Below are 23,773 nucleotides of genomic sequence, written 5' to 3' on the forward strand. Positions count from 1 at the left end.
CAGACGCACCCAACCGGTGTCTCAGATGTCATGACATCCGAAACTCTCAGAAGTCATGAGACAACACAGTACCCTTACCCCTCGATTTCACGCCCTAAGGTACGACCTCGCGCCCACCCCTCAGTCAGGGAACCGGCTCAGTGCACGGCAGTCAGCTCACACCTGCGCGAATCTCATCAAGGAGGCGCGCGGCTGATCCGGTGAAGTAGGTGCTGTGCGTGACTTTAATCGTCTCCAATGATTCAGCTCCGACAAGCACGATGTCCATCTCAGGGCGATCCTGGTACTCGATCTCAGCGGCACGGTACGCAGTAGTTGCGGCCACGGCATCATCTCCGAACGACTCGTGAGACAAGAGCTCGTCTCGCTTACGGTCGTAGATGAGAAGGAACTGCTGGATGGAACCAGTTCTGGCGCTCATATGCTCTCTCCTCCGAACATGGGTCCAACATTCTTACCAAGTCCTGCCAGTTCCTCAGCAATCAGTGCACTGAGACGTTCGAACTGCTGCCGGTCTTCATGAACTGGAATCTCACCGGCATCGAGAGCAATGTACATCTTTGCGGTTACTCTCGCATACTCCTGGACCAAGGATTCTCCGTCCTGTTTATAGTTGGTACCGAAAGCAGCACTCAGCCCTTCGACGCGTTGCGCCCACTGATGCATGCGCTGAGTACGCAGTTGAATCTCAATGAGCCGTTGATCCTGCTCAACAACCACGTGCACAGCTCGATAGCCCGATGCTCGCGGCCCGCCCACCTAGTCCGAGGCGCGTCTCACTGCCTCCGCCCAACGCTCACGTACACATGCCTCCAAACGACGCAACTCACTGATTTCGTTCGAAGACAACACCACGCGACAACCACCAATGTCCTGCATTCGTGACAGGTCCAGCTTCGACTCCCTGGAAGTGATCTTCTCCAGGATCGTAGGCATACGTTTGAGACGTTGACTCACTTCACCCTGAATCTGGTGGACGTCCAGAAGAGTTGCTAATTCGCCGCTTGCGGCCTCCAGTGGGCCGGCGAAGGAGGCCCGAAAGGCGCTAACGATGGCAAGCGCCTGCTCCACCTCTTCCTGAGCTGCCTTCCCCTCAGCCTGACGTCGCATCACCGAGCCGGCCTTACGTACCGCACTCTTGGAGAGCATCTTCCCCTCCCCTCCATCCAGCCTGACGTCACTGCTTCTCACGCCTCGTCCTCGTAGCCTCGAGTCTATGCGACGTTAGGACAAGCGAACGAGCCCCTCAGTTTCGCATCATGACAGACCTCAGCGGGGGCTGATGAGGCCGGCCTCGTAGGCGGCGATGACGAGCTGGGCGCGGTCGCGGGCGCCCAGGCGGGCCAGGAGCGCGGTGATGTGGCTGCGGCAAGTGGCCCGGGTGATGCCGAGTTCGACCTCGATCTCACTGTTGGACAGGCCCCGGGCGATGAGCAGGAGGACCTCGCGCTGGCGGGGCGTGAGGGCCTCGACCTCACTGGCCCAGGTGCTACTGGAGATGCCGGTCGACGCCGTGCGCGGCATGCGGGCCACGAGGCGGGCCAGCACCTGGGGGCTGAGCAGCGACTGCCCCTCATGGACGGTGCGCACGGCGTCAACGAGGGACTGGGGGTCAGCGTCCTTGAGGAGGAAGCCGCAGGCGCCGGCGCGCAGGGCGCCCAGGACGTAGTCGTCGATCTCGAACATGGTGAGGATGAGGACGCGCGTGGCCGCGAGCGCCGGGTCGGCGCAGATCCTTCTGGTGGCCTCGATGCCGGTCAGGCCCGGCATCTGGATGTCCATGAGGACGACGTCGGGGCGCAGCTCGGTGGCCAGGGTGACCGCGCGGGCACCGTCCTCGGCCAGGCCGACGACGCTCATGCCGGGCTCGGCCTCGAGCAGGGCGGCCAGGGTGGTGCGCAGGAGGGCCTGGTCCTCGGCGATGAGGATCCGGATGGGGGCGCCGGGAGACCCGCCGGTCTTGTCGGTCTTGTCGGTCGGCGCACTGGTGGGATCCGTCATGGCTTGCCCCTGTCGTTTCTGGGGTCGGTATCCGGTGACTCACTGGCGGGTCTGCGTTCCGGGCCCGTGCTGTCTCCGGAACCCCGGGTGCTGCTGGTGGCCCCGGTCGCGTCGTCGGTGGGAATGGGCAGGATGGCTTCGACGGCGAAGCCGGGAGCGTCGGCGCGGGGGCCTGCGGTCAGGGTTCCGCCGAGCGCGGTCAGGGTCTCGTGAAGTCCGCGCAGTCCTTGCCCGGCCCCGGGGTGAGGCTCCCATCCGGTCGCGGGCCCGTCGTCGACGACGGCGATGCGCAGCCGTCCCGGCTCCCGGCGGAGGGTCACGCGGGCGCGCGTGGGGCCGGCGTGGCGGGCGGTGTTGGCCAGGGCCTCGGCCACGACCCGGGTAGCGGCCTGCGCCGTCGGAGCCGGGAGACCATCGGTCATCGCAGCGGCTTGGGCAGCGCCCGCATCTGCGCCGATGTGCGGCGCATCGGCGTCGAGATCGACGGCCACTCCGGTGCGGCGGGCCTTGCCGATCAGCTCCCGAAGGGCCTCGGCGAGGCTGTTGACGGGGTCGGGGCCGGCTGCCGGTGTGTGTCCCGCCGGGATCGCTGCCAGCGCCCCGGGCGTCGGGGGCATGTTCTCGTCGCGCAGGACGGCGAGCATGCGCCGCAACGCGTCGGTGGCCTCGCGGGAGGCGGTCTCAACGTCGTCGAGTGCGGTTCGCAGCCCGTCGGGGGTGGTCTCGAGGCGCCGGGCCACGGCGCAGCGCACGGTGATGGCTCCGAGGTTGCCGGAGACGGCGTCGTGCAGCTCACGGGCGATGACGAGGCGGTCCTCGGCGACGGCGCGCGCGGCGGTCTCCTGGGTCAGGCGCCGCTCGTGGGCACGCCGGTCGCGCCGCCGCAGCCACAGGGAGGCGGCGACGAGCCCGGCCATGACGAGCAGTACCGTCATCTGGGCACGCCGAGAAGGATCCGGGGAGTAGCCGACCAGGGTGCCCAGGCCAAGAACAATCACGGTCAGCCCGGTGATGGTGCGCCCGAGCGGCGAGTGGCGCGGTGGGACGTCTGGGGCTGGCACGCGGCCAGTCTAGGAAGGCGGCTCGGACGCTTCATCGAACCGGGGTCTGACGGACCTGGGTCTGAGGCGGCGGGACCGCCTCGGCTGGGCGGCCGATGCGCGCTGCCGCTCGGCGCGCTGGAGTTGGCCCATGATCGCTATTGAGAACCTCGTCAAGCGGCACGGGGCGCGGGAGGTGCTTCACGGCGTGAGCCTGGAGGCGCGTCCGGGCCGCGTCACCGGATTCGTGGGGCCGAACGGCGCCGGGAAGTCCTCAACCCTGCGGTGTCTGCTGGGTCTGGACCGGGCCGACGGCGGGCGGGCGCTCATCGGCGGTCGCCCCTACCGCGAGCTGCGTGAGCCGCTGCGCACGGTGGGGGCGGTGCTCGACGGCTCGGGCGCGCACCCCTCGCGCACGGCCCGCGGTCACCTGGGTTGGGTGGCCTCGGGTGCGGGAATCAGTCGGCGTCGGGTGGCTGAGGTGCTCGACGTCGTCGGGCTGAGTGAGGCGGCCGGGCGGCGGGTGCGCACCTTCTCCCTGGGAATGGGGCAGCGCCTGGGGCTGGCGACGGCGCTGCTGGGTGACCCGGAGGTGCTCATCCTCGACGAGCCGGTCAATGGCCTGGACCCGGAGGGGATCCGGTGGATCCGCAGGTTGCTTCGGCAGCGGGCCGATGCCGGGGGCACGGTCATGCTGTCCAGTCATGTTCTGGCCGAGCTGGCTGAGGTGGCCGACGACGTCGTCGTCATCGCCGGCGGGCGGGTGCGGGCGGCTGGGACGCTGGAGGAGGTCGCGGCGGGCTACGCGAACCTTGAGGAGGCGTTCTTCTCACTGACTGCCCCGACCGGGGGCGAGGCCGGCAGCGAGGTCGGCGGTGGGGCCGGTCAGGCCGGCCGGACTGGACGGGCCGACCGGGCAGGCCAGGCCGAGCGCGAGGACGGGGTCCATTCATGAGCGCGGCGACGGCGCTGGTGCGCTCCGTCACGGCGGAGGTGCGCAAGACGGTGGGTCTGCCGGGGGTCTGGCTGGGGGCTGCGTTGGCGATTGTCCTGCCGCTCCTGATCGAGTACTACACGGATCATGACCTGGCGGCGCGGCTGGCGGCGGGCGACCCGGATGCGCCGGCGCGGCTGGGCGACGTCGGCGTCATCGGGCTGTACGTGGGGACGACGGGGATCGTGGTGCTGGCGGTGAGTGTGGTGGTCAGCGAGTACGCGAGTGATCCGCGCATGAGCGGGGCCTCCAGCGCTCCGCGTCAGGTGGCGACGACGATGCTGGTGCTGCCGCGGCGCGGGGCGGCGGTGGCCGCGAAGCTGCTCGTGGTGCTGGGGGCTGCGACGGTGCTGCTGGCGACGGCGTGGGCGGGGACTTTCGCGCTGTGCCGACACCTGCTGGGGTCGAGCGTGCCCTTCGAGCCGGTGCCGTGGTGGATGTTGACGGGGATCCTGACGTGGTGGGTGTTCTCGGCGATGGCGTCGATGGCGCTGGCGATGGTGACGCGCAGCGCGCTGGTGTCGATGACGGTTCTCGTCGCGATGTCGACGATGCTCTCGCCGGGGGTGCTGCTCATCAAGTCCACCGATGCGGCCCGGTTCCTGCCGGACACGGCGGCGGTGCGGCTCATTGCGAATCCGACGACGCTCAACTACGACCGGCTTGTCGAGCTGCTGTCGATCCCGATGGCGGCCGCCGTCTGCGCGGCGTGGGCGGGCGGGTGCGCGGCGGTGTGCTGCTGGGTGTGGATGAGGCGGGACGCATGAGCGGAGCCGGAGCAACCAGCAGGGTGAGGGCTACCGCTGGGATGGCGACCGTCTGGGGGTGGGCGCTGCGCGCGGAGCTGGTGAAGGTGGTGACGCTGCCGGCGATGTGGTGGTCGGCGGCGGTGGCGGGCGCGGCTGCGGTCGCCACGATGATGTCGGTTCTGCGTGACGCGGTGGATGGGCGGGGCCTCGGTTTCGAGGAGGTCGCTCCGGTGTGGGCGCTGGCGGTGCAGATCGGCTTCGTGGCGGCCGGGGTGGCCGCGGCGAGCGCTGAGCACTCCACGGCGCAGGGCATGACGAGTCTGCTGGTGACTCCGGCGCGGGGTCGGCTGGCGGCGGCACGACTCATGGTGCTGGCCGGGACGGGACTGGTGGTGGCGAGCGTCCTGGTCGGGGCGAGTATGGCGGCGTGTCCGGCGATGTCGACGGCGGCGCTGTGGGCCGGCGGAAGGACCGTGGTCTGGTTGACGGCGGTGCTGCTGCTGTCGGCTGGGCTCGGTGCGGCACTGCGCAGCGTCATTGGTGCCTCGACGGCGGCTGTGGTGCTGGTGGTTCTGGCACCGCAGCTGGCCGTGTTCCTGGGCGACGCCGCCCGCTGGTTCCCGGGCCAGGCGGCCCAGATCTGGCTGGCGGCGGACGCATCGCGGGCGGACGTCGCCTCTGCCGGACTCATCATCTTGGCCTGGACGGCTGCTGCTCAGACGGCCAGCATCGTCCGGCTGGTGCGGGCGGATGGGTGAGGATCAGGACGCCACAGGTCGACCCAGCCACCGCCCATCAAATCCGAAGGTGGGGCAGGTGAGGACGCTCCCACCCCTATCCCTTGCCGAGTAGACCCAGATCACTCAGCATCGTTCCCGCGCGATATACTCTCGCAGAGACATTCTGCCATCGCAGGCAGACATCCCAATTTCTCACCTGCTCTTTTCATGAGGAACGCCACCATGGACCGGCAAATTTTTACTCCTTTGGAGGAGTGTGATGCGCACTTGGCCGCCATGCAGTGGTTCGAGGCGAAGCAGATGAGTGGCCACGAACTCTTCACTCACAAAGAGTTAATGGACGGTTTCTCTTGGCATGGCCACCACTTCCGCCTCACTCATCAATCCCAGGGGATTTGGAAGCCACAAGAATTTGAGGCCGCCCTGACATTCAAAACAGCAGCCCCCGATCCCAGAAAAGAAACACCATACGCCGACCGGATTGACGACAGTGGACTACTTCGCTACAAGTTCTCCGACACGAAGAAGTGGGCGAACGACGCGATGAAGGTAGCCGCTCTGCGGAACTATCCCCTCGCCTGGCTCGTGGGAGTGAAGCCGACCCCGTCAACGCTGTTCTATTACGCCCGATTCCCCGCCTACATCGTTGACATCGACGAACGTAATGCGGAGTTCATCATCGCCATTGATGAGACGACACCAGCCACCTCACATCACAAGGATTCTGGCCAGATCGAGAAGAAGTACGTTTCCCGGTGGACGAAGGCGCGTATCCACCAGCACGACTTCAGGGAGCACGTACTCAGTGCCTACCAGATCTCTTGCGCAGTCTGCGATCTTCCGCACGCACAGCTCCTGGAAGCCTCGCACATCATCGCCGACTCCAGGGAATCGGGAGTCCCTGAGGTCAGCAATGGTTTAGCCCTGTGCAGGCTCCACCACACCGCCTACGACCGTCACCTCCTCGGCATCGACGCCGACCGTCGTATCCACGTGGCGACACGAGCAAAACGCATCGAGACCGTCCATCTGCAGACTGGCTTACTGCCATTTGAAGGCCGCTCCCTGACGCACGTGCCTGCCGCCAAACAGATGCGCCCTGATGGCGACCGCCTTGCCGAACACTTCAAAGAGTTCCTCCAGACAGAGGAGCAGACAGTCGGGTAGGCCCCAAAGCTTCCAGCAAGCTACGCACCACTCCAGACAATGGGCTTTCACCACTCGAAGGAGCCCATCATGATCCACTCACGAGACATCACGACTGAAGCCGAGGCGGCGGTGCTTGAACACGCTGATCGCCTCGCCGCCGTCATCGGCAAGCACTGGCACCCCACGGACGACACCGCCCGAGACGACGTCATGCTGCTCGTCGCCGATCTCCTGCGCGCGCACGCCGAGACGGGGATTGAGATGCAAACCTGGAGAGCCGCACTCGACGTCGTCTTGGATCATCTTGCCGCCGAGCCGGAAGGAGCAGATCTGCTCCATCGCCTCGGCCGGCCGACCTGGTTCACCGTCATCGGCACGACCAAGGACGGTCAGAGAGAACCCGTCGCTGTCCTCCCGGGACGCCGCCGCCCGGAGGTAGCCATCGGCGCCTGGAGCACACAGGTTCAGGCACCCACCGCAGCAGACGCCGTCCGAGCAGCGTCACGTGTGGACCGACCTGCCTCCTGAGATGCTTACACTTTCTGAGCCCCCACTCCGTCACACGGAATCGCAGGTCAGCCACCCGACCAGTTGCCTGAGGCGACGTCGGTGAAGTCCTGGCCGTTGCAGGCACTGCTCGCCTGCACGACACACGGAATTCGAGGGCTCCGCAGGCCCCATCTGCCCGTGGTCGATCTCCACTCACATCACGCCACCTCAACTCCCACGATGTGAGCATGCGTCACCTACCGCGAACACAGTCCCCGCCGCTCAAGCCGATGTGCGTCGTTCGCAATGCCAGGACGTTGCGAACGACGCACATGGAGCGTGGGGAGACTCTCGCGCCGCCGCCGCTCTCAACAGCGGACGTGGGCGAGGCCTTACTTGAACTCGCAGGCGACGCCGTCCCCGTCCCGATCCAGCTCTTCACGGTATCCAGGGTCACCCCGGTGCAAGGGGGCCGCACCCGACTCCTTCGCCTTCTTGCAGTTGGGAAAGTAGGTGCTCTCCTGCTTCGGCTCCTCAGCGGGCGCGGGAGCCGCTGCGCCACCGCCGGCCTGGGTCGTGGCCTCTGGTGTCGGCTCGGGCTCCTGCGTCGTAGATGGCGCAGGAGACTCCGACGGCGGGGCCTGCGTCGTCGGAATCGGCGACGGCGTAGGACTCGGGGTCGGGGATGGGGCGGGACTCGGAGTAGGCGACGGGGAGGGAGTCGGAGTGGGTGACGGCGACGGCGAAGCAGTCACCGTCGGAAATGTTGCCGGTGCAGGCGACCCAGCATCGTCAGCCTCGGATGGAACCCCGCACCCGGCCATGCCGGCGCAGGTCGCCATGGCCAAGGCCGCGGACGCCGACCGCACCACCATCTTCTGATGATCCGACATCCGCGCGGCCAGCCGCCGAGCGCCAGTGCGGGGAGACAGCAAGAATCCAGGATGGAATGAAAATACCTTCATGAGAACCTCGATAGGGGGAAACAAATAACAGCACGTTGCGCCACGTCATGCCGCATAGCACTCCACGCGACATGACGGGACACCTACCAACACACCTTGCGTTGAGCACCGACGGCGGCTCGCAGCAGCGAAAGACAGGCCCTACTTCTCGCAGGCGGTACCGTCTTTATCTCCATCCAGGTCTTCCCTGTATCCAGGATCACCTCGATACAAGGGTGCAGCTCCCGCCGCCTTGGCCTCCTTGCAGTTGGCGTAGAACTCCTTCTGAGGCTCGGGTGCCGACTCCGACTTCTTCTGAGACTCCGACTCGGAGTTCGCTCCTGACTCGGAGCCCTCCCCCGAGTCCGAGCCACCGAGCCAGCCACTCCAACCGGACGAGTCCTCCGTCGGCTCCGCAGCAGGCTCCTCACCGGACTCTTCGGCCGGTGCCTCCTCGGAGCCGGCGGAGTCACCACCAGCGGCATCCTGCTGGGACTCGGCCGGAGCAGCGGACGACGCAGCATCACTGCTGGCAGTGGACACGTCGTCGCAGCCGGCGATTCCAACGCCAAGAACCAGGGCGAGGAGCACAGGAGCCGAGGTCCTCAGCAGCCCCCGCCGCCTCGACGTCGAGGAAGACACAGATGAAACAGACGAACGGGAAAATATGGGAGAAATAGGGGGCAACATGGGAGTGTTCACGAAAGCCTCGAGCAACGAGAAGGGATGATAAACGGCTAGCCGAGAGAATTAAAGCACCCCAAGATCAGCGATAACTCACGCCACCACAAAATGCAATCACATTGATACACACATTATTTACTCTCGCTGAGAATAGAAATTGAAGTGAGACCGCTTGGCAATTGTCCCTTATTTTTACTGCTTAGTGAGCAGTCTTCCAACCCCACAACAGCCGGCCACACATGCGCTCAGACAGCTCAGCGAGGCTTAGGAGTCAAACCGAAGTCTGACGAACCAGGGTCTGAGGGGCGCACCGAGGCTCAGCCGCCGGGGCGATGCCACTCGCAGGCCGGCCGCCCCACACTTCCGGCCATGAGCACCTCCCGCACGTCCCTGTCCCAGCAGACGCCAACTGCCTCCGGAGCACCGGATCCTGCGCCGTCGGACTCCGCTCCGAGCCCCGCTCCGGTCTCGGCTCCGACCGCAAGCACCCGACCCGACCGACTGAGCACCGTCGCGCTGGTCATCTTCACAAGCGTCTACGCCTTCTTCTTCCCTCTCCACCTCGGCCACTTTCTCATCCCTGGGGACGCCGGCCCCACAACCGGCCTCGCGCTCTACATCGCTCTCTTCGCCGTCGGTTGCGTCGCCTTCCGCCACCCGCTGGCCCAGGCCGCCCATCAGATAGCGGCCCGCAAGCGGCGGGCCGTCCTCACTCTCATCGTGGGCGGACTCGCCACCTTGGTGATCGAGCTCATCGGCGGCCTGGCCTCCTCAGCCCTGCTCAACCTCGCCGGCCTGTCCGGAGCAACCCTGCAGAATGACGCCAGCGTTGCCGAAGTCATTCAGATGTTCCCGCCAATCATCATCGTCGTCGTACTCGGGATCGTGGGGCCGATTGTGGAGGAGATGTTCTTCCGTCAGCTCCTCATTGGGCTCATCAAGCGCTTCGCACCGACCTGGGTGGCTGTTGTCGTCTCCAGCGTCCTGTTCGGTGCGCTGCACATGCACTCGTTCGCGCTCTCCGAGGTACTGAGCGTCATCCCGCACGCCTTCTTCGGGCTCAGCTGCGGGCTGCTCTACGTCAAGACCGACCGCAACCTGCTCTACCCGGCGAGCATCCACTGCCTCAACAACCTCAGCGCCTTCCTGCCGCTCCTCCTGTACTGAAACGCTCCCCGCCACCCCGCCCGGGCGTTGCGAGGACATAAGCGTTTGCGCCAACACCCTCGCAACACTGGCTCCGGTTGGCTTGCTCTCGACAGCTTCACTGTTGACGGTGCCCGAGGCGCCCCGTCAGCACGGGACACGAGGAGGAGATACAGACCACCACAGTCAGGCCGAGCGCCGGGAGCGGCATTCTCATCCATAACTTCCTGCCTTATTCCCTACAGCGCTCGGCCCGGAGCCTCACCTTCCCATCGAGGAGAACGGCTACTTCTCGAGCAGCAGGACCGTGGCCCTCACAGCGCACCCTCTCCGCCATCGCATGGATCGCCTGCGCGACGGAGACCCGCTGCGAGGCCGCACGTCAGGAGGGTGAGGAGAGCAAGGGCGGGGACAGCAAGACTGCCTTGTCGGGACAACATCCGCCCCGGGGGAGACGGCGCGTGCTTCAATCGGAGCATGGCAGTCGTCTCCCCCGTTCCGGTTCCGGGCCCCGTGCCCGACGAGTCCATCCTGACCGAGTCCGACGCTTCGCTGCTGTTCAGCGGGGCACGCACCGCCTACACCTTCACCGACGAGCCGGTGACCGACGCCCAGCTGCGGGCGATCCATGAGCTGGCCAAGTGGGCGCCGACGGCGGTCAACGCCCAGCCGTTGCGGGTGGTAGCCGTCCGATCGGCGGCAGCCCGGGAACGCCTGCTTCCCTGTCTTCCCCGCGGTAATCGCGAGCAGGCCGCAGGCGCGCCTCTCACCCTCGTCTGCGCAGCCGACCGCTCCTTCACCGGGTCCCTGCCACGGCTGCACCCGCGCGGCGAGCGCTACCAGCGACTGCTGGAGGAGGGTGGGACGGAGATGCGGGCGCGTTGGGCACGCGCCTCAGCGCTGATCCAGACGGCCTACGTCATTCAGGCGATTCGCGCCGTCGGGCTGGCAGCCGGCCCCATGAACGGAGACGACGCCGAGGCGTTGGCGACCGAGTTCTTCGCCGGTCAGGACGTGGAGGTACTGCTGGTCATCAACGTCGGTCACCCAGGGCCAGACGCCTACCAGGAGCGCAACCCGCGCCTGCCCTTCGAGGAGGTCTATCAAGTGCTATGAGCCCAGCGGGTCGATCGCTCCCAGCCCTCGGGACCGGGCGGCGTCGGCCAGGCGGGCGTCGTGGGTCAGAACCGTGACAGGGTGGCGAGGGTCGTCCAGCAGCGTCGCAGTCGCCAGGTGAATGGCATCGAGAGACTTCAACTCACCAGTCAGGGCGCTGGCGCGCTCAATGACATCCGGGCCGATCTCGACGAGCTCCACCCCCGCGATGAACTCATCGACCACGCGGATATCGAAGCGCCCCCCGATGCGCCGCCCGAGCCATCTCCACCGTGAGCAGACAGGAGGAGACCAGCCCCTCGGTGGCATGCGCATCCATGATGAGCCGCGCGGCCTCATCGGCTCCTGGCTGCCCGAGGAGGGAGAGCAGCGCCACCGAAGTATCGAGGTAGATCACCTGTCCTCCTCGCGCTCACCGAGGAGGAACTGCTCCAGGTCGAAACCCTCAGGCACCCCCCACCGCCTGGCGGGCAGCGCCCAGTCGCCTGCGGCCCGACGGACCTTGCCCTCACGGACCATCCGCTCATACCAGGTCTCGTCGTCACGGATCGGGACGATCTGGGCGATCGGGCGGCCACGGTCGGTGACCGTCACAGGCACACCAGTGGACTCGACCTCACGATAGATCCGCCCGGCCTGCTGATTGACCTCCCGCAGTCCCACAGTCCTGATCCCCGAAGAAACCGGCACACCCGCTGCACTCATGACACGAGAATAAGACAAAGGTTCTACATGTACTACTTTGTGGCTGCGGGGGCGGAGGCGGGGTCGAAGGCTCGAGGAGCGACGCCACGCCGGCCCCCCTCTCCACTACGGCCGGAAGATCGAGCTGTCCTCGCTGACGTAGGCGACTGCAAGCCGATGCGTCCAGGCCATCTGGCCGACGATCTTGACCAGCGCGTTCGCATCCGACCAGCCGACACCGACGTAAATGAAGTCCGCGCCGATGGTGTAGTCGGCGACCGGCAGCCCCTTGTCCTCCCGCTCCTCGAGCTCCTCCTCACTCAACGCGTCGGGACCGTTGAACGGAGGGAAGGAGCGGATGAGGTCACGGTAGAAGGCCCTGATCGCCGGGGTAGAGCCCTCGGTGGTGTAGTAGTCGCGCGGCTCCTCCCAACGGGAGACCTGTTCCCACCACTGCGGGAACTCCTCGTCTGAGACCGCCGCCGGCTCGAAGATCAGGAGGTCATAGCTCATGCCCCGAGGCTAGTAGCGCACCCACCGCCCGACCATGGACACCGCTCCCCACCGCAACCTCCGACGGCGGCCCACCGCCTCCGGCTGGGAGGTGGCGGGCCGCCGTCGGATACCGGGACGCAGTGCTCAGAGCACGTAGGGGTCGTTCATCGGGTCGGTCAGGGTGGTCGGGTCATCCACGTTCGTGTCACGGCCGGCCGGGCCGAGGTTCGCGGCCGAGGCCGGGGCGACGGGCGACGTCGGGACGTCGAGCTCGGTGTTGGCGCGGTTGCGCGCGAGCCACAGCTCGTAGGAGTCGGCGGTAGCGCCGTCGAGGTCCACGCTGTCGATGTCGATGCCCAGAGCCTGGGCCACGCCACGGCCGTAGTCGGGGTCCGCGTGGTAGCAGTTGAAGATGTGGCGGTGCTTGATCTGCAGGGTCGAGTCCCCCATGGCGCGGGCGGTGTTCTCGCACAGGACGAGCTGCTGCTCGGGCGTCATGGCGCGCCAGAGCATGCCGGGCTGGGTGTAGTAGTTGTGGTCGTCCTCGCGGAAGTCGTACATGGCGACGTCGCCTCCGGCCTGGACGGGCTCGGAGAGCTCGCGCGAGTCCTGCCAGTTGCCGTAGGAGTTGGGCTCGTAGGCATTCTCAGACCCGGCGTTGCCGTCCACCCGCATGGCGCCGTCGCGGTGGAAGCCGTGGGGGCAGGCGACGCCGCGCGGGGAGTTGACCGGAATCTGGTGGTGGTTGACGCCGAGGCGGTAGCGCTGGGCGTCACCGTAGGAGAAGAGGCGGGCCTGGAGCATCCTGTCCGGCGAGTAGCCGATACCGGGCACGATGTTCTGGGGCGTGAAGCCGGCCTGCTCGACGTCCTGGAAGTAGTTGTCGGGGTTCCTGTTGAGCTCGAGGACACCGACCTCCTGGAAGGGGAAGTCCGCCTTGGGCCACATCTTCGTCAGGTCGAAGGGGTTGAAGTCGGTCAGGGCCTCGGCCTGCTCAACGGTCATGGTCTGGACGTACATGGTCCAGCGGGGGTACTGGCCCTTCTCGATGGACTCGTACAGGTCGCGCTGGTTGGACTCGCGGTCCTCGGCGATGACGGCGGCGGCCTCCTGGTCCGTGAGGTTGGCGAGACCCTGCTGGGAGCGGAAGTGGAACTTCACCCAGGTGCGCACGCCCTCAGCGTTGATGAAGGAGTAGGCGTGCGAGGAGAAGCCGTGCATGTAGCGGTAGGACAGCGGGATGCCGCGGTCGGACATCGTGATGGTCACCTGGAGGAGCGACTCGGGCAGGCTGGTCCAGAAGTCCCAGTTGGTGTTGGGGCTGCGCAGGTTGGTGCGGGGGTCGCGCTTGACGGCGTGGTTGAGGTCGATGAACTTCTTGCCGTCACGGAAGAAGAAGACGGGGGTGTTGTTGCCGACGACGTCCCAGTTGCCCTCGGAGGTGAAGAACCGCATGGCGAAGCCGCGGATATCGCGCTCGGCGTCGGCGGCCCCGCGCTCGCCGGCGACGGTGGAGAAGCGCATGAAGAGCTCGCACTGGTTGCCCTCGGCGGAGAAGATCGCGGCACGGGTGAGCTCGGGGATGGCGCGGGTGACGGTGAAGGTGCCCCAGGCACCCGAGCCCTTGGCGTGCATGCGGCGCTCGGGGATGACCTCGCGGTTGAAGTGAGCGTGCTTCTCCAGCAGCCAGGCGTCCTGGAGGGCGACGGGACCGCGGGGCCCAGCGGTCATGGAGTCCTGGTTGTTGTAGACGGGCGAGCCGTTGGCCATCGTCATACGGCCCTGGCCGACGGCGTTGTTGCGGCTGGGCAGGTGCTCGCCGAGGCCGGCGCGGGACATGGGGCAGCCGGCGGGAGCACCGTCCTGAGGGGTCTCGGGCAGGTTGGTGTCATTCATGAGTATCTCCTTACTCGGCCAGCGGGCCGGTGTGTCACAAGGCGCGAGGTGCGCCTGAGCCGGTCGAGGCGCCGTGGGTACCGCTGACCGCTGTCAGCCGCGACGACGAGATGACCGCCCGTCAGCAACCATAGCCGAACAATAAGGAAATGTCTCAGTAGTTGCCCCACTGAATGGGATCACTAATGTGTAGGCGGGTGTCGGCCGCCGTGCAAGCTCGCTGGCGGTCACCACCAGCACATCGGTGGCTGACCAGCTGACACCGACCATGGACACCGTCCTCCACGGCAGCCTCTCTACGCCGGGCGGTAGGTGAAGCGGTCCCAGCCCAGGGCCTCGATGCGCTCGGCCATGCGCTCGCACGCCCCGTCCCAACCGGGTGCCACGACGTCGAACTCGCCGCTCGTCCCCTCCGAGCGGGCCTGCTGGAGGGCGTAGACCCGAGCCCCCGCCGCGTGCACCCGCCGGGCCACCTCCACGGCGTCGTCGGCCGTCACGTCCCCGGGCACCACGGTGGTGCGCACCTCGAAGTCGGGCCCGCCGCGGCCGGCCGCCTCGACGAGCACCTCCAGGCTCTCCCAGGCCCTCGCGGCCGCGCCCTCCCGGCCGACCACCTGCCCGTAGTGCTCGGGCAGCGCCTTGATATCCAGCCCCACCCAGCTAACCAGCCCGGCCTCGATCATGTCCCGCAGCCGCCGCGGGTAGGGCCCGGCCGTGTGCAGCCCCACCTGGAAGCCCATGTCGATGACCTCCCGGGCGGCGTCGGCCAGGGCGTCCTGGCGCAGGGCCTCACCCCCGGTGAGGACGACGCCGTCGAGCAGCCCGCGCCGGCGGCGCAGCAGGGCGCGCACCTCCTCCCACGCCACCTGGCCGGGCGTGCGGGCCGGGATGAGGTCCCGGTTGTGGCAGTAGAAGCAGTTCCAGGGGCAGCCCTGCAGGAAGACGGTCGCGGTCAGGTGGTCGGGCCAGTCGACCGTGCTCATGGGGACGAGCCCGGCGATCACCAAAGCATCAGCAGGGCAGGACAACCGGAATCACGTCTCCTCAGCCTCAAGCGTCGAGGCCGAGCGCCGCCGTGATCTCATCAAGACGGCGCGTCTTGATCTCACCGCGCCGCACCGCCTCTGCTTCCGCCTTCAGCGCGTACGCGTACTCCAAGTCATCGATGTAGGACTCGACGGCCTCACGCACGTAGAAGGTTGCCGAACGACCAGTCTGGCTCCCGAGGTCATCGAGCCGACGCTTGAGATCCTCTGGCAGCCGTACGCTCAGAACTGCAGTAGACATGTTGACAGCATAAGTGCCAGCCACAGGCTTCCTGACACTGCGATCAAGTCGCTTCACGGCCTTCTCGGCACGAGGAGTGAACTCAACGATCCAGTCCGTCACCTACCCCTCCTTCTCCGTTGCGGGTCCTCTCAGGCGCTGACCGCGCTCAGGCGCGAGACGGCCGGGCCATGGCCGCCGGCGGCGACCTCCGTGAACATCTGCCGCTCGGCGTACTCGCCCTTCTTGCCGATGTTGAAGGAGCGCACCGGCCGGAAGTAGCCCATGACGCGGGTCCACACCTCGCACTCGACCGGCTCGGCCTCGGGATGGAGCTCGGCGCACTTGTCGCAGGTGAGGTGCTCACCCACGAGGTAGCCGTGGACGGGGCAGATGGAGAAGGTCGGCGTGATGGTGATGTAGGGCGTGCGGAAGGCGGTCAGGGAGCGGCGCACCAGCTCCTTGCAGGCGGCGGCCGAGGAGATGCGCTCGTTCATGTACAGGTGCAGGACGGTGCCGCCGGTGTACTTGGTCTGGAGCTCCTCCTGCATCTCCTGGGCCTCGAAGGGGTCGTCGGTGTAGCCCACGGGGATCTGGGAGGAGTTCGTGTAGTAGGGGTTAGACTCCGTTCCAGCCTGGAGGATGCCGGGGTAGCGCTTGCGGTCCTCCTTGGCGAAGCGGTAGGTGGTGCCCTCGGCCGGGGTGGCCTCGAGGTTGTAGAGATGGCCGGTGGCCTCCTGGAACTCGACCATCTTGTCCCGCACGTGGTCCAGGAGGCGCACGCACATGGCGTGGCCGCGCGGGTCGGTCAGGTCGTAGGCGTCGTGGGTGAAGTTGCGGACCATCTCGTTCATGCCGTTGACGCCCAGGGTGGAGAAGTGGTTGTCCAGGGTGCCCAGGTACCGCTTGGTGAAGGGGAACAGGCCGGCGTCGATGTGGTGCTGGATGACGGTGCGCTTGAGCTCGAGGGTGTCGCGGCCGATCTCGAGCAGCTCGTCGAGCCGGGCGGTCAAGGCGGCCTCGTCGTCGGCGTAGAGGTAGCCGAGGCGGGCCATGTTGATGGTGACGACGCCGACGGACCCGGTCTGCTCGGCCGAGCCGAACAGGCCGTTGCCGCGCTTGAGCAGCTCGCGCAGGTCCAGCTGGAGACGGCAGCACATGGAGCGGATCATGCCGGGGTCGAGCTCGGAGTTGATGAAGTTCTGGAAGTAGGGCAGGCCGTACTTCGCGGTCATGGTGAACAGCAGCTCGGTGTTGGGGGCGTCCCAGTCGAAGTCGCGGGTGATGTTGTAGGTGGGGATGGGGAAGGTGAAGACGCGGCCCTCGGCGTCGCCCTCGGTCATGACCTCCATGAAGGCGCGGTTGATGAGGTCCATCTCCGCCTGGAGGTCGCCGTAGGCGAAGTCGCAGACCTCGTCGCCGATGAGGGGGTGCTCGTCCGCGAGGTCCGCGGGGCAGGTCCAGTCGAAGGTGAGGTTGGTGAAGGGGGTTTGGGTACCCCAGCGCGAGGGGACGTTGAGGTTGAAGATGAGCTCCTGCATGCACTGCTTGACCTGGGCGTAGGTCATATCGTCCAGGCAGACGAAGGGAGCCATGTAGGTGTCGAAGGAGGAGAAGGCCTGGGCGCCGGCCCACTCGTTCTGCAGGGTCCCCAGGAAGTTGACGATCTGCCCGACCGCCGAGGAGAAGTGCTTGGCGGGGCCGGCGGCGATGGCGCCGGGGACGCCGTTGAAGCCCTGCTGGAGGAGGTCCTTGAGGGACCAGCCGGCGCAGTAGCCGGCGAACATGTCCAGGTCATGGATGTGGAGGTCCGCGTTGCGGTGGGCCTGGCCGGCGACGGCCGGGTAGACCTGGCTGAGCCAGTAGTTGGCGACGACCTTGCCGGAGGTGTTGAGCATCATCCCGCCCAGCGAGTAGCCCTGGTTGGCGTTGGCGTTGACGCGCCAGTCGGAGCGGTCCAGGTACTCGGTGATGGTGGCGATGGCGTCCACGCTGGGGCGCTCGCCGTGGGCGACGGCGGAGTCGGCCGAGCCGGGGGCCACGAGGCGCGGGTCGGTGGCGGGGGTGGCGGCCGGCGGCTGCGCCGAGCCGTCAGCTGCGGGGGCGGTGGAGGCAAGGTTCTTCTCGAGCACGGGTCTCTCCGATGGTCCTTCTCGTTCCTGTTCGCGGCCCTGCCGAGCATGGATGGGGCCGATCCTTCCGGGTGCCGTCAGCGGCTGCGCGCTGCCTGCGGGGAGCGGGGCGGTCGGCGGCACCGGTGCCGACCATACTCCCAAATCACATCGATGAGACACATCATCTTGTGTCTAAATTGTATCTCAACCACAACATCTTGCGATAGAGACATGGACTTTCGTCCCGATAGGTTACGCCTTCCCGCACGATCTCGCGGATGCCGTCGAAGCTGGAACGCGAGCCGGCAGGACCACCCGGAGAGCGCACATGAGGTCCAGATCACTCCTGCCCGGCGTGTTGGGGCGAGGTCGGAAGCACACCCCTCATCCCCGCGCGCAATCATTCACCACAGGCCCCACGCGCCCCACGCGCCCCGGCATCATTGCCGCCGACCTCCTGTCATCCCCGGCGAAGTGGCATCACCGGAACCGTGGAAGCCCTCTTGAGGGAGGTTCGTGCCCAAATCGGATACAAAGGAGTCCAACCACTTTTCACCGCGCCACACGAACCGCGGAATCATGCGGTTCTATCAGACGCACTCAGTACTCGTTGCCGCCTTTGTATCCGATTTGGACACTCCCCACCTCTCCAAGACCCTCAGCACGTCCGGAACGACCTGATGTGCATAGACATCCTTCCTCGTAAAGCGCAGCGGCAGGAAGCCGCGGGAGACGAGCCGGCGGTCGCGCCAGCGGTCGAGGCCGAACTGGTACTCGTCGCAGTGGTAGGTGTAGCCGTCGAGCTCGACGACCACCCAGTCCTCGATCACCAGGTCCACCTCGCCGACTCCCTCGATCTCCACTCCGTCATCAAAGCCCAGGCCCGCAGCCTCAAGGTCCATTCGCACCAGCGTCTCCAACGGGGAACGGGCCCGGTCGCTGGCGCGATCGAGTCGAGCAAGCGCCCGAGCCGAGCCGGGGCCGCGAAGCAGATTGCGAATCTGCTCGGCAGTAACGCGCTCGTCGTGGAGTGCTGCGTCAAGAGCGATGAGTGGGGAGTCGTCTTGGACGTGGCAGCGCAGGAAACGAGCCAGCGCCTCAGGGAGTGGCTGAACCGGATAAGAGGTTGGCGATATACGAGTCCGGTACCGGTCTGCATGGAGCACCTCCCGCCCGGCGGTCGAGAATCGCCTGCCGGGCGCAACCACAAGATGAACCTGCTCGGTCCCTTGGGCCACGGGCAGCCCGTAGTAGCGCATAGCGGCCTGGCAGGTGAGGAGCCCTCCATGAATGCGCGCCAGCACAACCGCACGCTCAGCACCCGGGATACCGACAACCCCATGCTCATAGGCGATGAGCTCACCGGTTCTCACCAGCGAGGCGACATGACGGCGCTGGGTGCGGGACAGGTCAAGGTCCCGAACGCGCACCGCTCCGTAGCAGCCACGAACAACGGCGAGCAGGTCTGTGCCCAAGGTGCTCATGGAGCCCATTGCCGCCCGGCTGCGGAGTGGGTGCAACCCGGCCGCCGACGCCCTGTGGACAACTGGCGCATCCGTCAGCCTGTGGCCTCCAGGACCCATCGAAGTGTCACCGATGTCCTGACACAGAACTGTCACCCATGTCCCGAGACACAACAACCAGAGACTTCACGCCCCAGTAGCCAAGTCATGGTGTCCAAATCGGACACAAAGGAGCCCAACAACGTTTCACCCAGCGATACGAACCGCGGAATCATGCGGTTCTGTCAGAAGCGCTCAGTACTCGTTGCCGCCTTTGTATCCGATTTGGACACTCCCCACCGCTCCAAGGCCCTCTGCACGCCCGGAACCACACGGGAGGCCGTTCGCCGGCATCACCGTTACCCGCGCTCACCCAGATCCGGACGGGACACCCCACCTCACCCCGCCACCCCGTCCTTCTCGTGGACCGTCACGGTGTTGTCGGGCTGGCCCGACATCGACCGACCAGGTGGCTGGATCGTGTGGACGATCACGCTACGACAGCCTGGTCCCATGAGCACGGATACCTCTGCCTTCCACCGTTCCCGACCTCCGTCGCAGCAGGTCAGACCCACATCTCCCATCCAGTCTCGGGGCCCTGGGCGCATGTGCCCACCTGGATCCTGGCGGCGGCATCGCTGCCCGGCCTGTACGGGATCGTCCGGGGCATCACGCTGTGGCCGGATTTGCCCGCCCTGCCGCGTCTCCGGGCCTGGCTCGGCTGGACGCAGGTGGCGCTGACTGTCGCCTTCGTCGCCGTCTGCCTGGTCGTCGCCTGGCCCAAGGCCTGAGCCGGCCACGCCTGGCACCGCGTTCGTACCCCACGCCGCATCCCGGGGCCCTGTCCTCACCACCGGCGAGCTGAAGGCGTGAAGGCGACGCTGCCCCTCCCCTCATTCACCACCGATTCACGTCCGGAAAGCTGACACCATGACTGATCGCCGTTTCTCCGCGCCCGGTCTCACCCGGCACCTGCTGGCCCCGATCGCCGCCCTGCTGGGTCTGGTGGCGGGCCTGAGCGTCCTCATCCTGCCCTCCCCCGCACCGACCACCGCCGACCCGACCACGTTCTCCGCCGAGCGCGCCATGGCCGCCATCAACCGCCTCGCCGACGAGCCCCACAGTGTCCTGCGCCGCGGGGCGCACGGCCGGGCGCGCGACGACGTCATCGGCATGTTCACCGACCTCGACTACACCCCCACCGTGCACTCCGACCCGATGTTCGATCTCAGCGACCCGGCGGACAAGAGGATTTTCGATGACTTGTCCGCCGAGCAGCAGGCGACGCTCAAGGACGCGAAAGCCGACACGATCGTCGTCGACGTGCCGGGGAAGTCCGAGCACACCATGGCGCTCATGGCCCACTACGACTCGGCCACGGTCGAGGCGGACGAGAGCGGCCATCAGCACATCACCGACGGCACCTCTCTCGGGGCAGCCGACGATGGCTACGGCGTGGCCGCCATCGTCGAGACGCTTCGGGCCCTCAAGGCCGAGGGGCGCCAGCCGGAGAACTCGCTGAAGATCGTCATCACCGACGGCGAGGAGATCGGCCTCATCGGCGCCCGCAACGAGATGCGCCACCACCGCGCCGACTACGAGAGCGTCGACCTGGTCCTCAACCTCGAGGCGCGCGGCACAAGCGGCCCGGCACTCATGTTCGAGACCTCCCCGAACAACAGGGCCGTCGCCGGCTACTTCCTCAGCCACGTGAAGCAGCCCGTGGCCGGCTCGCTCCTCCCCTCGCTGTACGCGCGCATGCCCAACACCACTGACATGGCGGCGTTCATCCCCAAGGGTTTCACGGTGCTCAACATCGCGGCGATTGGGGCGGCCGAGCACTACCACCACCCCACCGACGCCCCGCGCTACGTCGACCACTCGACCCTCCAGCACTACGGCGACCAGGTCCTGGACCTCGCGCGGGCCTGGGCCTTCGACGGGCAGGCCCCCACGCTCACGGCCGACGGCGACCTTCACTTCTTCCAGCTGTGGCGGGGGCTGACGGTGCGCTACCCGGCGGCGGTCGGGACGGGGCTGGGGTGCCTGGCCGTCATCGCCGCGCTCGGCGTCGTTGCGGTGCGGGCACGGTCGCTGCGCTGGAAGCGGGTCCTGGGGAGCGTCTGGGGTCTGACGTGGCGGGCCGCGTACGCCTCTGCCGCCGCGGGGCTGGTGCAGCGCGGGGCCATGGCGATGAAGTGGGCGCCGGAGAGCGGGCTCGGGCCGAACCCGCTGCTGGTGTGGATGTTCGCCGGCGGGGCCCTGATCGGGGCCGGGCTCACGGTGCACTTCGTGGTGCGGCGGTGGAAGGAGGGGCTCGGTCAGGAGACCCTCGCCGCGGTGCTGCTCCTGCTGGCGGCGGCCTGCGTGCCGCTCATGGTGCTGTTGCCCGGCGCTGCCTACGTCCTGGTCCTTCCCACGCTCGCCCTGGCGCTGACCGCGCTGGCGCCGAGGCGGGTGCGGCCGGTGGTCGGGGCGCTGGCGGCCTTCATCATCGTAGTGATCCTTGGCCCCGCGGTCCTGCTCATCCACGAGATGCTCAGCCTGGGCGCGGTGTGGGTGACCGTGTTCTTCGCGATCGTGCCGGTGGCGCCGCTGGCGCTTGTGCTCCTGCAGGCCGGTTCCCGGCGCACCCGGAGCCCCATTTCGTGGACCAGCAGCAGTTCTGACGGCGTTCCCGACGGCGCTGCCACGGCAGGTCGGGCTGCCGCAACGGCGTAGGGAGGCGCGCAGGAAGGAGTAGCTGCGAGCATGGCTTCGGGGCCTCGGGACCACTCCTGGTAAGTGGCACCGAGGCCCCGGCCTGTTGAGCGGGGTGGATCAAGGTCCCGGTCGGGTGTGACGCGGCTGGTGCACGAGTCTCTTTTCGAGGTTTTCCACAGGGTGTCCTCGGGGTCTGGTTTGGGGGCGTTGGGGCAGGTAATGTCAATGCACCGTCTGGACGGGCAGTGTCGCCCGGCCGGGCGGGGTATGGAGTTGTTTCGGTGGCGAGGAGGCTTCCGTGATGAATGCGTCCCTACGATCCGCTGCGCCCGTGGGTATGCGGCGTCCTGCATCCGGCCATGGCCGGGTCACCGTGTTGGATCGCCACCCTGCCGCGCACAGCCATCGCAGGGGTGTGGCCGGTCTGGTGGCGGTGTGTGTGCTGGCGCTGGGGGTGGCGGCCTGCTCGGTGAGGGACGCCAAGGCTGAGGCCAGCGCGAGTGCCAGTGCCAGCGCGTCGGCTGCTGTTGCTCGGGCTGAGAAGGGCATCGCTGACGCCAACGCCTCAGCGACCGCCTCCCGAGAGGCCGCCCTGACTCCTGAGCTGCGAGCCAAGCGAGATGCCGCCCTGGCCGAACCCGCCCCGGCCAAGCCCCCGCAGATGAATGACCAGACACGCGAGGGGGCAGCCATGACGGCCTGGTACTTCCTCGAGCTGTACCGCTACGCCTACATGACCGGCAACACCACCGAGCTAGCAAAGATGAGCGACGACCGCTGCCAGTTCTGCAAATCCGTTATCGATCGAGCCACCAAGCTCCACGAGGACGGCGGCTGGACCGATAAGTGGGACCAAGAAATCACGAACTACACATACTACGAGAAAATCGAAGGATACGACTATAACGAACTAGATGTCACCGCCAATCAGGGAAAGGTAGTGTCACACCCAGGTGGAGGGAAAGATCCGACAATTTCCGACCCCAAAGATAACCAAGTCCTGGACTTCGCAATCCGATACAACGGAATTCGCTGGATGATCGGCGGAGTCAAGGTGTTGGAACAATGAAATTCCGCGACCATTTCACCATTACTCTATTGCTATGCGCGGGAGCGCTGTCTCCAAGTGCCGTGAGTGCACCAGGTTCCTCTCAGGACTCTGGAACAGCCGTAAGCTGGGGAGCGGAGTCCGGCGACAATCATGTCGTCACTCATGGAGAACGTCGTGAAACTGTGACTCCACCTCAGCCAGCAGAGCAGCCTGAGCCTTCCAGCCCGCCTGGAACGACGGTGCAGTACTCAGACAGTCAAACCAAATTAGCGATACCTCACGGCAACTGCAAATCTTATCAAGATGAGAACAAGAAAATGCGGGCTGCATGCAATTTGGCTCCAGATCCTGAGCCCTCCGAGCCATCAGCAGAGCCGACCGTCATTACGCTGACCACCCGCCAGGCCGCCACGCTGATCGCCTCGGGCTCGGGTATCACGCGTCAGCCCCCGGGCCCCAAGGTCATCATCTCCAAGGCCTTCATCGTCTACACCAACCCCGCCGTGCGCTACCAGACCACCACCATCCTGGGCACCCCCATCGAGGTGGAGTTCACCCCCACCTCCTACACCTGGGGCTGGGGAGACGGCACCACCACAACCACCACCGACCCAGGCGCCCCCTACCCCCACCAGACCGTGACCCACCACTACCAGCACACCGCCACCGGAATCACCACCACCCTGACCACGACCTGGACCACCCGTTTCCGCCCCCAAGGCGACACCCAGTGGCGGCCCATCGAGGGCACCATCACCACCACCGAGACCTCCACCCCCTACGACCTCGTCCGCGTCATCACCTACCTCACCGACGACGCAGAAGAAGCCCAAGGCCACTAACCCCCAGCACCCAGCACACGCGGCCGCACCTCAGACCACCAGCTCGGCCGGCGAACGGTGTCACAATCGTCGACTTTTAAGAACACGCTTGGTCGATGACCGTCGAGCCCTGACACGTATGCACAGGTCAGAGCCCCACAGACCCGGACACGCCAACCAATGGGCGCC

At 66.7% G+C, this 23,773-nt stretch carries 27 protein-coding genes and 1 pseudogene; 11 read left to right on the forward strand and 17 right to left on the reverse strand.

Annotation, left to right across the window (positions count from 1 at the left end; all coding sequences use genetic code 11):
* Positions 1 to 151: 151 nt before the first annotated feature.
* The 5 genes from AB7V09_RS12200 to AB7V09_RS12220 form a co-directional block, all read right to left on the reverse strand.
* Positions 152 to 421, reverse strand: a complete 270-nt coding sequence (locus AB7V09_RS12200; RefSeq protein ID WP_075254059.1) for a hypothetical protein — start codon at positions 419 to 421, stop codon at positions 152 to 154.
* A complete protein-coding gene (locus tag AB7V09_RS12205) occupies positions 418 to 759 on the reverse strand; it encodes a hypothetical protein (RefSeq protein ID WP_419143922.1) in 342 nt (113 codons plus the stop codon). The genes AB7V09_RS12200 and AB7V09_RS12205 overlap by 4 nt, the downstream gene beginning before the upstream one ends.
* The gene (locus AB7V09_RS12210; RefSeq protein ID WP_419143923.1) at positions 760 to 1,149 is read right to left on the reverse strand and encodes a hypothetical protein; all 390 of its coding nucleotides are present in this window, start codon (positions 1,147 to 1,149) and stop codon (positions 760 to 762) included.
* 120 nt (positions 1,150 to 1,269) lie between these two features.
* Positions 1,270 to 2,001 (reverse strand): response regulator, encoded by a 732-nt coding sequence (locus AB7V09_RS12215; RefSeq protein ID WP_419143924.1) that lies wholly within the window; start codon positions 1,999 to 2,001, stop codon positions 1,270 to 1,272.
* Positions 1,998 to 3,062, reverse strand: coding sequence for a sensor histidine kinase (locus tag AB7V09_RS12220; RefSeq protein ID WP_419143925.1), 1,065 nt, complete (start codon positions 3,060 to 3,062; stop codon positions 1,998 to 2,000). The genes AB7V09_RS12215 and AB7V09_RS12220 overlap by 4 nt, the downstream gene beginning before the upstream one ends.
* Before the next feature lie 130 nt (positions 3,063 to 3,192).
* On the opposite strand from AB7V09_RS12220, the gene AB7V09_RS12225 reads away from it, so the two are divergent.
* The 4 genes from AB7V09_RS12225 to AB7V09_RS12240 all read left to right on the forward strand — a co-directional run bounded on the left by AB7V09_RS12225 (position 3,193) and on the right by AB7V09_RS12240 (position 6,691).
* Positions 3,193 to 3,996: an ABC transporter ATP-binding protein gene (locus tag AB7V09_RS12225; RefSeq protein ID WP_419143926.1), complete on the forward strand. Its 804-nt coding sequence runs from the start codon at positions 3,193 to 3,195 to the stop codon at positions 3,994 to 3,996.
* Positions 3,993 to 4,802 carry an ABC transporter gene (locus AB7V09_RS12230; protein WP_419143927.1) on the forward strand — a complete coding sequence of 270 codons (810 nt, stop codon included), beginning with the start codon at positions 3,993 to 3,995 and terminating at the stop codon, positions 4,800 to 4,802. Before AB7V09_RS12225 ends, AB7V09_RS12230 begins: the two co-directional genes overlap by 4 nt.
* On the forward strand, positions 4,799 to 5,542 hold the full coding sequence (locus AB7V09_RS12235; RefSeq protein WP_419143928.1) for a cupin: 744 nt from the start codon (positions 4,799 to 4,801) through the stop codon (positions 5,540 to 5,542). Before AB7V09_RS12230 ends, AB7V09_RS12235 begins: the two co-directional genes overlap by 4 nt.
* Before the next feature lie 189 nt (positions 5,543 to 5,731).
* The gene (locus tag AB7V09_RS12240) at positions 5,732 to 6,691 is read left to right on the forward strand and encodes an HNH endonuclease (protein ID WP_254654165.1); all 960 of its coding nucleotides are present in this window, start codon (positions 5,732 to 5,734) and stop codon (positions 6,689 to 6,691) included.
* Between the two features lie 78 nt (positions 6,692 to 6,769).
* Here the strand turns inward: AB7V09_RS12240 and AB7V09_RS12245 are convergent, their stop codons facing one another.
* Both AB7V09_RS12245 and AB7V09_RS12250 read right to left on the reverse strand, forming a co-directional pair.
* Complete coding sequence (locus AB7V09_RS12245) at positions 6,770 to 7,012, reverse strand: hypothetical protein (protein WP_419143929.1); 243 nt, start codon at positions 7,010 to 7,012, stop codon at positions 6,770 to 6,772.
* A gap of 542 nt (positions 7,013 to 7,554) precedes the next feature.
* A pseudogene (locus tag AB7V09_RS12250) lies at positions 7,555 to 7,659 on the reverse strand (excalibur calcium-binding domain-containing protein); the annotation flags it as partial.
* Between the two features lie 16 nt (positions 7,660 to 7,675).
* On the opposite strand from AB7V09_RS12250, the gene AB7V09_RS12255 reads away from it, so the two are divergent.
* Positions 7,676 to 8,044 (forward strand): hypothetical protein, encoded by a 369-nt coding sequence (locus AB7V09_RS12255; protein WP_419143945.1) that lies wholly within the window; start codon positions 7,676 to 7,678, stop codon positions 8,042 to 8,044.
* Positions 8,045 to 8,268: 224 nt separating this feature from the next.
* Here AB7V09_RS12255 and AB7V09_RS12260 read toward each other — a convergent pair whose 3' ends face one another.
* The gene (locus AB7V09_RS12260; protein WP_308504107.1) at positions 8,269 to 8,697 is read right to left on the reverse strand and encodes an excalibur calcium-binding domain-containing protein; all 429 of its coding nucleotides are present in this window, start codon (positions 8,695 to 8,697) and stop codon (positions 8,269 to 8,271) included.
* 462 nt (positions 8,698 to 9,159) lie between these two features.
* On the opposite strand from AB7V09_RS12260, the gene AB7V09_RS12265 reads away from it, so the two are divergent.
* Positions 9,160 to 9,957: a lysostaphin resistance A-like protein gene (locus tag AB7V09_RS12265; protein ID WP_419143930.1), complete on the forward strand. Its 798-nt coding sequence runs from the start codon at positions 9,160 to 9,162 to the stop codon at positions 9,955 to 9,957.
* 456 nt (positions 9,958 to 10,413) lie between these two features.
* Positions 10,414 to 11,052: a malonic semialdehyde reductase gene (locus AB7V09_RS12270; RefSeq protein ID WP_419143931.1), complete on the forward strand. Its 639-nt coding sequence runs from the start codon at positions 10,414 to 10,416 to the stop codon at positions 11,050 to 11,052.
* Here the strand turns inward: AB7V09_RS12270 and AB7V09_RS12275 are convergent.
* The 9 genes from AB7V09_RS12275 to AB7V09_RS12315 form a co-directional block, all read right to left on the reverse strand.
* Positions 11,047 to 11,277, reverse strand: a complete 231-nt coding sequence (locus AB7V09_RS12275; RefSeq protein WP_256699518.1) for a VapC toxin family PIN domain ribonuclease — start codon at positions 11,275 to 11,277, stop codon at positions 11,047 to 11,049. The two genes, AB7V09_RS12270 and AB7V09_RS12275, sit on opposite strands and share 6 nt — an antisense overlap.
* Positions 11,267 to 11,449, reverse strand: a complete 183-nt coding sequence (locus tag AB7V09_RS12280; RefSeq protein WP_256699519.1) for a hypothetical protein — start codon at positions 11,447 to 11,449, stop codon at positions 11,267 to 11,269. Before AB7V09_RS12280 ends, AB7V09_RS12275 begins: the two co-directional genes overlap by 11 nt.
* The gene (locus AB7V09_RS12285; RefSeq protein WP_075414466.1) at positions 11,446 to 11,757 is read right to left on the reverse strand and encodes a type II toxin-antitoxin system Phd/YefM family antitoxin; all 312 of its coding nucleotides are present in this window, start codon (positions 11,755 to 11,757) and stop codon (positions 11,446 to 11,448) included. Before AB7V09_RS12285 ends, AB7V09_RS12280 begins: the two co-directional genes overlap by 4 nt.
* Positions 11,758 to 11,862: 105 nt before the next feature.
* Positions 11,863 to 12,249: a hypothetical protein gene (locus AB7V09_RS12290; RefSeq protein ID WP_075414467.1), complete on the reverse strand. Its 387-nt coding sequence runs from the start codon at positions 12,247 to 12,249 to the stop codon at positions 11,863 to 11,865.
* Between the two features lie 126 nt (positions 12,250 to 12,375).
* Entirely contained in the window at positions 12,376 to 14,007 is a 1,632-nt protein-coding gene (locus AB7V09_RS12295) for a catalase (RefSeq protein WP_256699536.1), read from the reverse strand.
* 416 nt (positions 14,008 to 14,423) lie between these two features.
* Positions 14,424 to 15,155 (reverse strand): anaerobic ribonucleoside-triphosphate reductase activating protein, encoded by a 732-nt coding sequence (locus tag AB7V09_RS12300; RefSeq protein WP_256699520.1) that lies wholly within the window; start codon positions 15,153 to 15,155, stop codon positions 14,424 to 14,426.
* Between the two features lie 22 nt (positions 15,156 to 15,177).
* Positions 15,178 to 15,516: a peptidylprolyl isomerase gene (locus tag AB7V09_RS12305; protein ID WP_256699521.1), complete on the reverse strand. Its 339-nt coding sequence runs from the start codon at positions 15,514 to 15,516 to the stop codon at positions 15,178 to 15,180.
* Between the two features lie 29 nt (positions 15,517 to 15,545).
* Positions 15,546 to 17,525, reverse strand: coding sequence for a ribonucleoside triphosphate reductase (locus AB7V09_RS12310; RefSeq protein WP_075414470.1), 1,980 nt, complete (start codon positions 17,523 to 17,525; stop codon positions 15,546 to 15,548).
* 572 nt (positions 17,526 to 18,097) lie between these two features.
* A complete protein-coding gene (locus AB7V09_RS12315; RefSeq protein ID WP_075414521.1) occupies positions 18,098 to 18,991 on the reverse strand; it encodes a hypothetical protein in 894 nt (297 codons plus the stop codon).
* Between the two features lie 626 nt (positions 18,992 to 19,617).
* On the opposite strand from AB7V09_RS12315, the gene AB7V09_RS12320 reads away from it, so the two are divergent.
* From AB7V09_RS12320 to AB7V09_RS12335, 4 genes are all read left to right on the forward strand, one after another.
* The gene (locus AB7V09_RS12320; RefSeq protein WP_256699523.1) at positions 19,618 to 19,800 is read left to right on the forward strand and encodes a hypothetical protein; all 183 of its coding nucleotides are present in this window, start codon (positions 19,618 to 19,620) and stop codon (positions 19,798 to 19,800) included.
* A gap of 139 nt (positions 19,801 to 19,939) precedes the next feature.
* Entirely contained in the window at positions 19,940 to 21,730 is a 1,791-nt protein-coding gene (locus AB7V09_RS12325) for a M20/M25/M40 family metallo-hydrolase (protein WP_419143932.1), read from the forward strand.
* Between the two features lie 409 nt (positions 21,731 to 22,139).
* The gene (locus AB7V09_RS12330; protein ID WP_419143944.1) at positions 22,140 to 22,781 is read left to right on the forward strand and encodes a DUF6318 family protein; all 642 of its coding nucleotides are present in this window, start codon (positions 22,140 to 22,142) and stop codon (positions 22,779 to 22,781) included.
* Between the two features lie 299 nt (positions 22,782 to 23,080).
* Positions 23,081 to 23,605, forward strand: coding sequence for a zinc transporter (locus AB7V09_RS12335; protein WP_419143933.1), 525 nt, complete (start codon positions 23,081 to 23,083; stop codon positions 23,603 to 23,605).
* Positions 23,606 to 23,773 lie beyond the last annotated feature (168 nt).

The sequence above is a fragment of the Actinomyces sp. SKVG-SVH-4(1) genome, from assembly GCF_048514265.1.
GTDB classification, from domain to species: domain Bacteria; phylum Actinomycetota; class Actinomycetes; order Actinomycetales; family Actinomycetaceae; genus Actinomyces; species Actinomyces oris.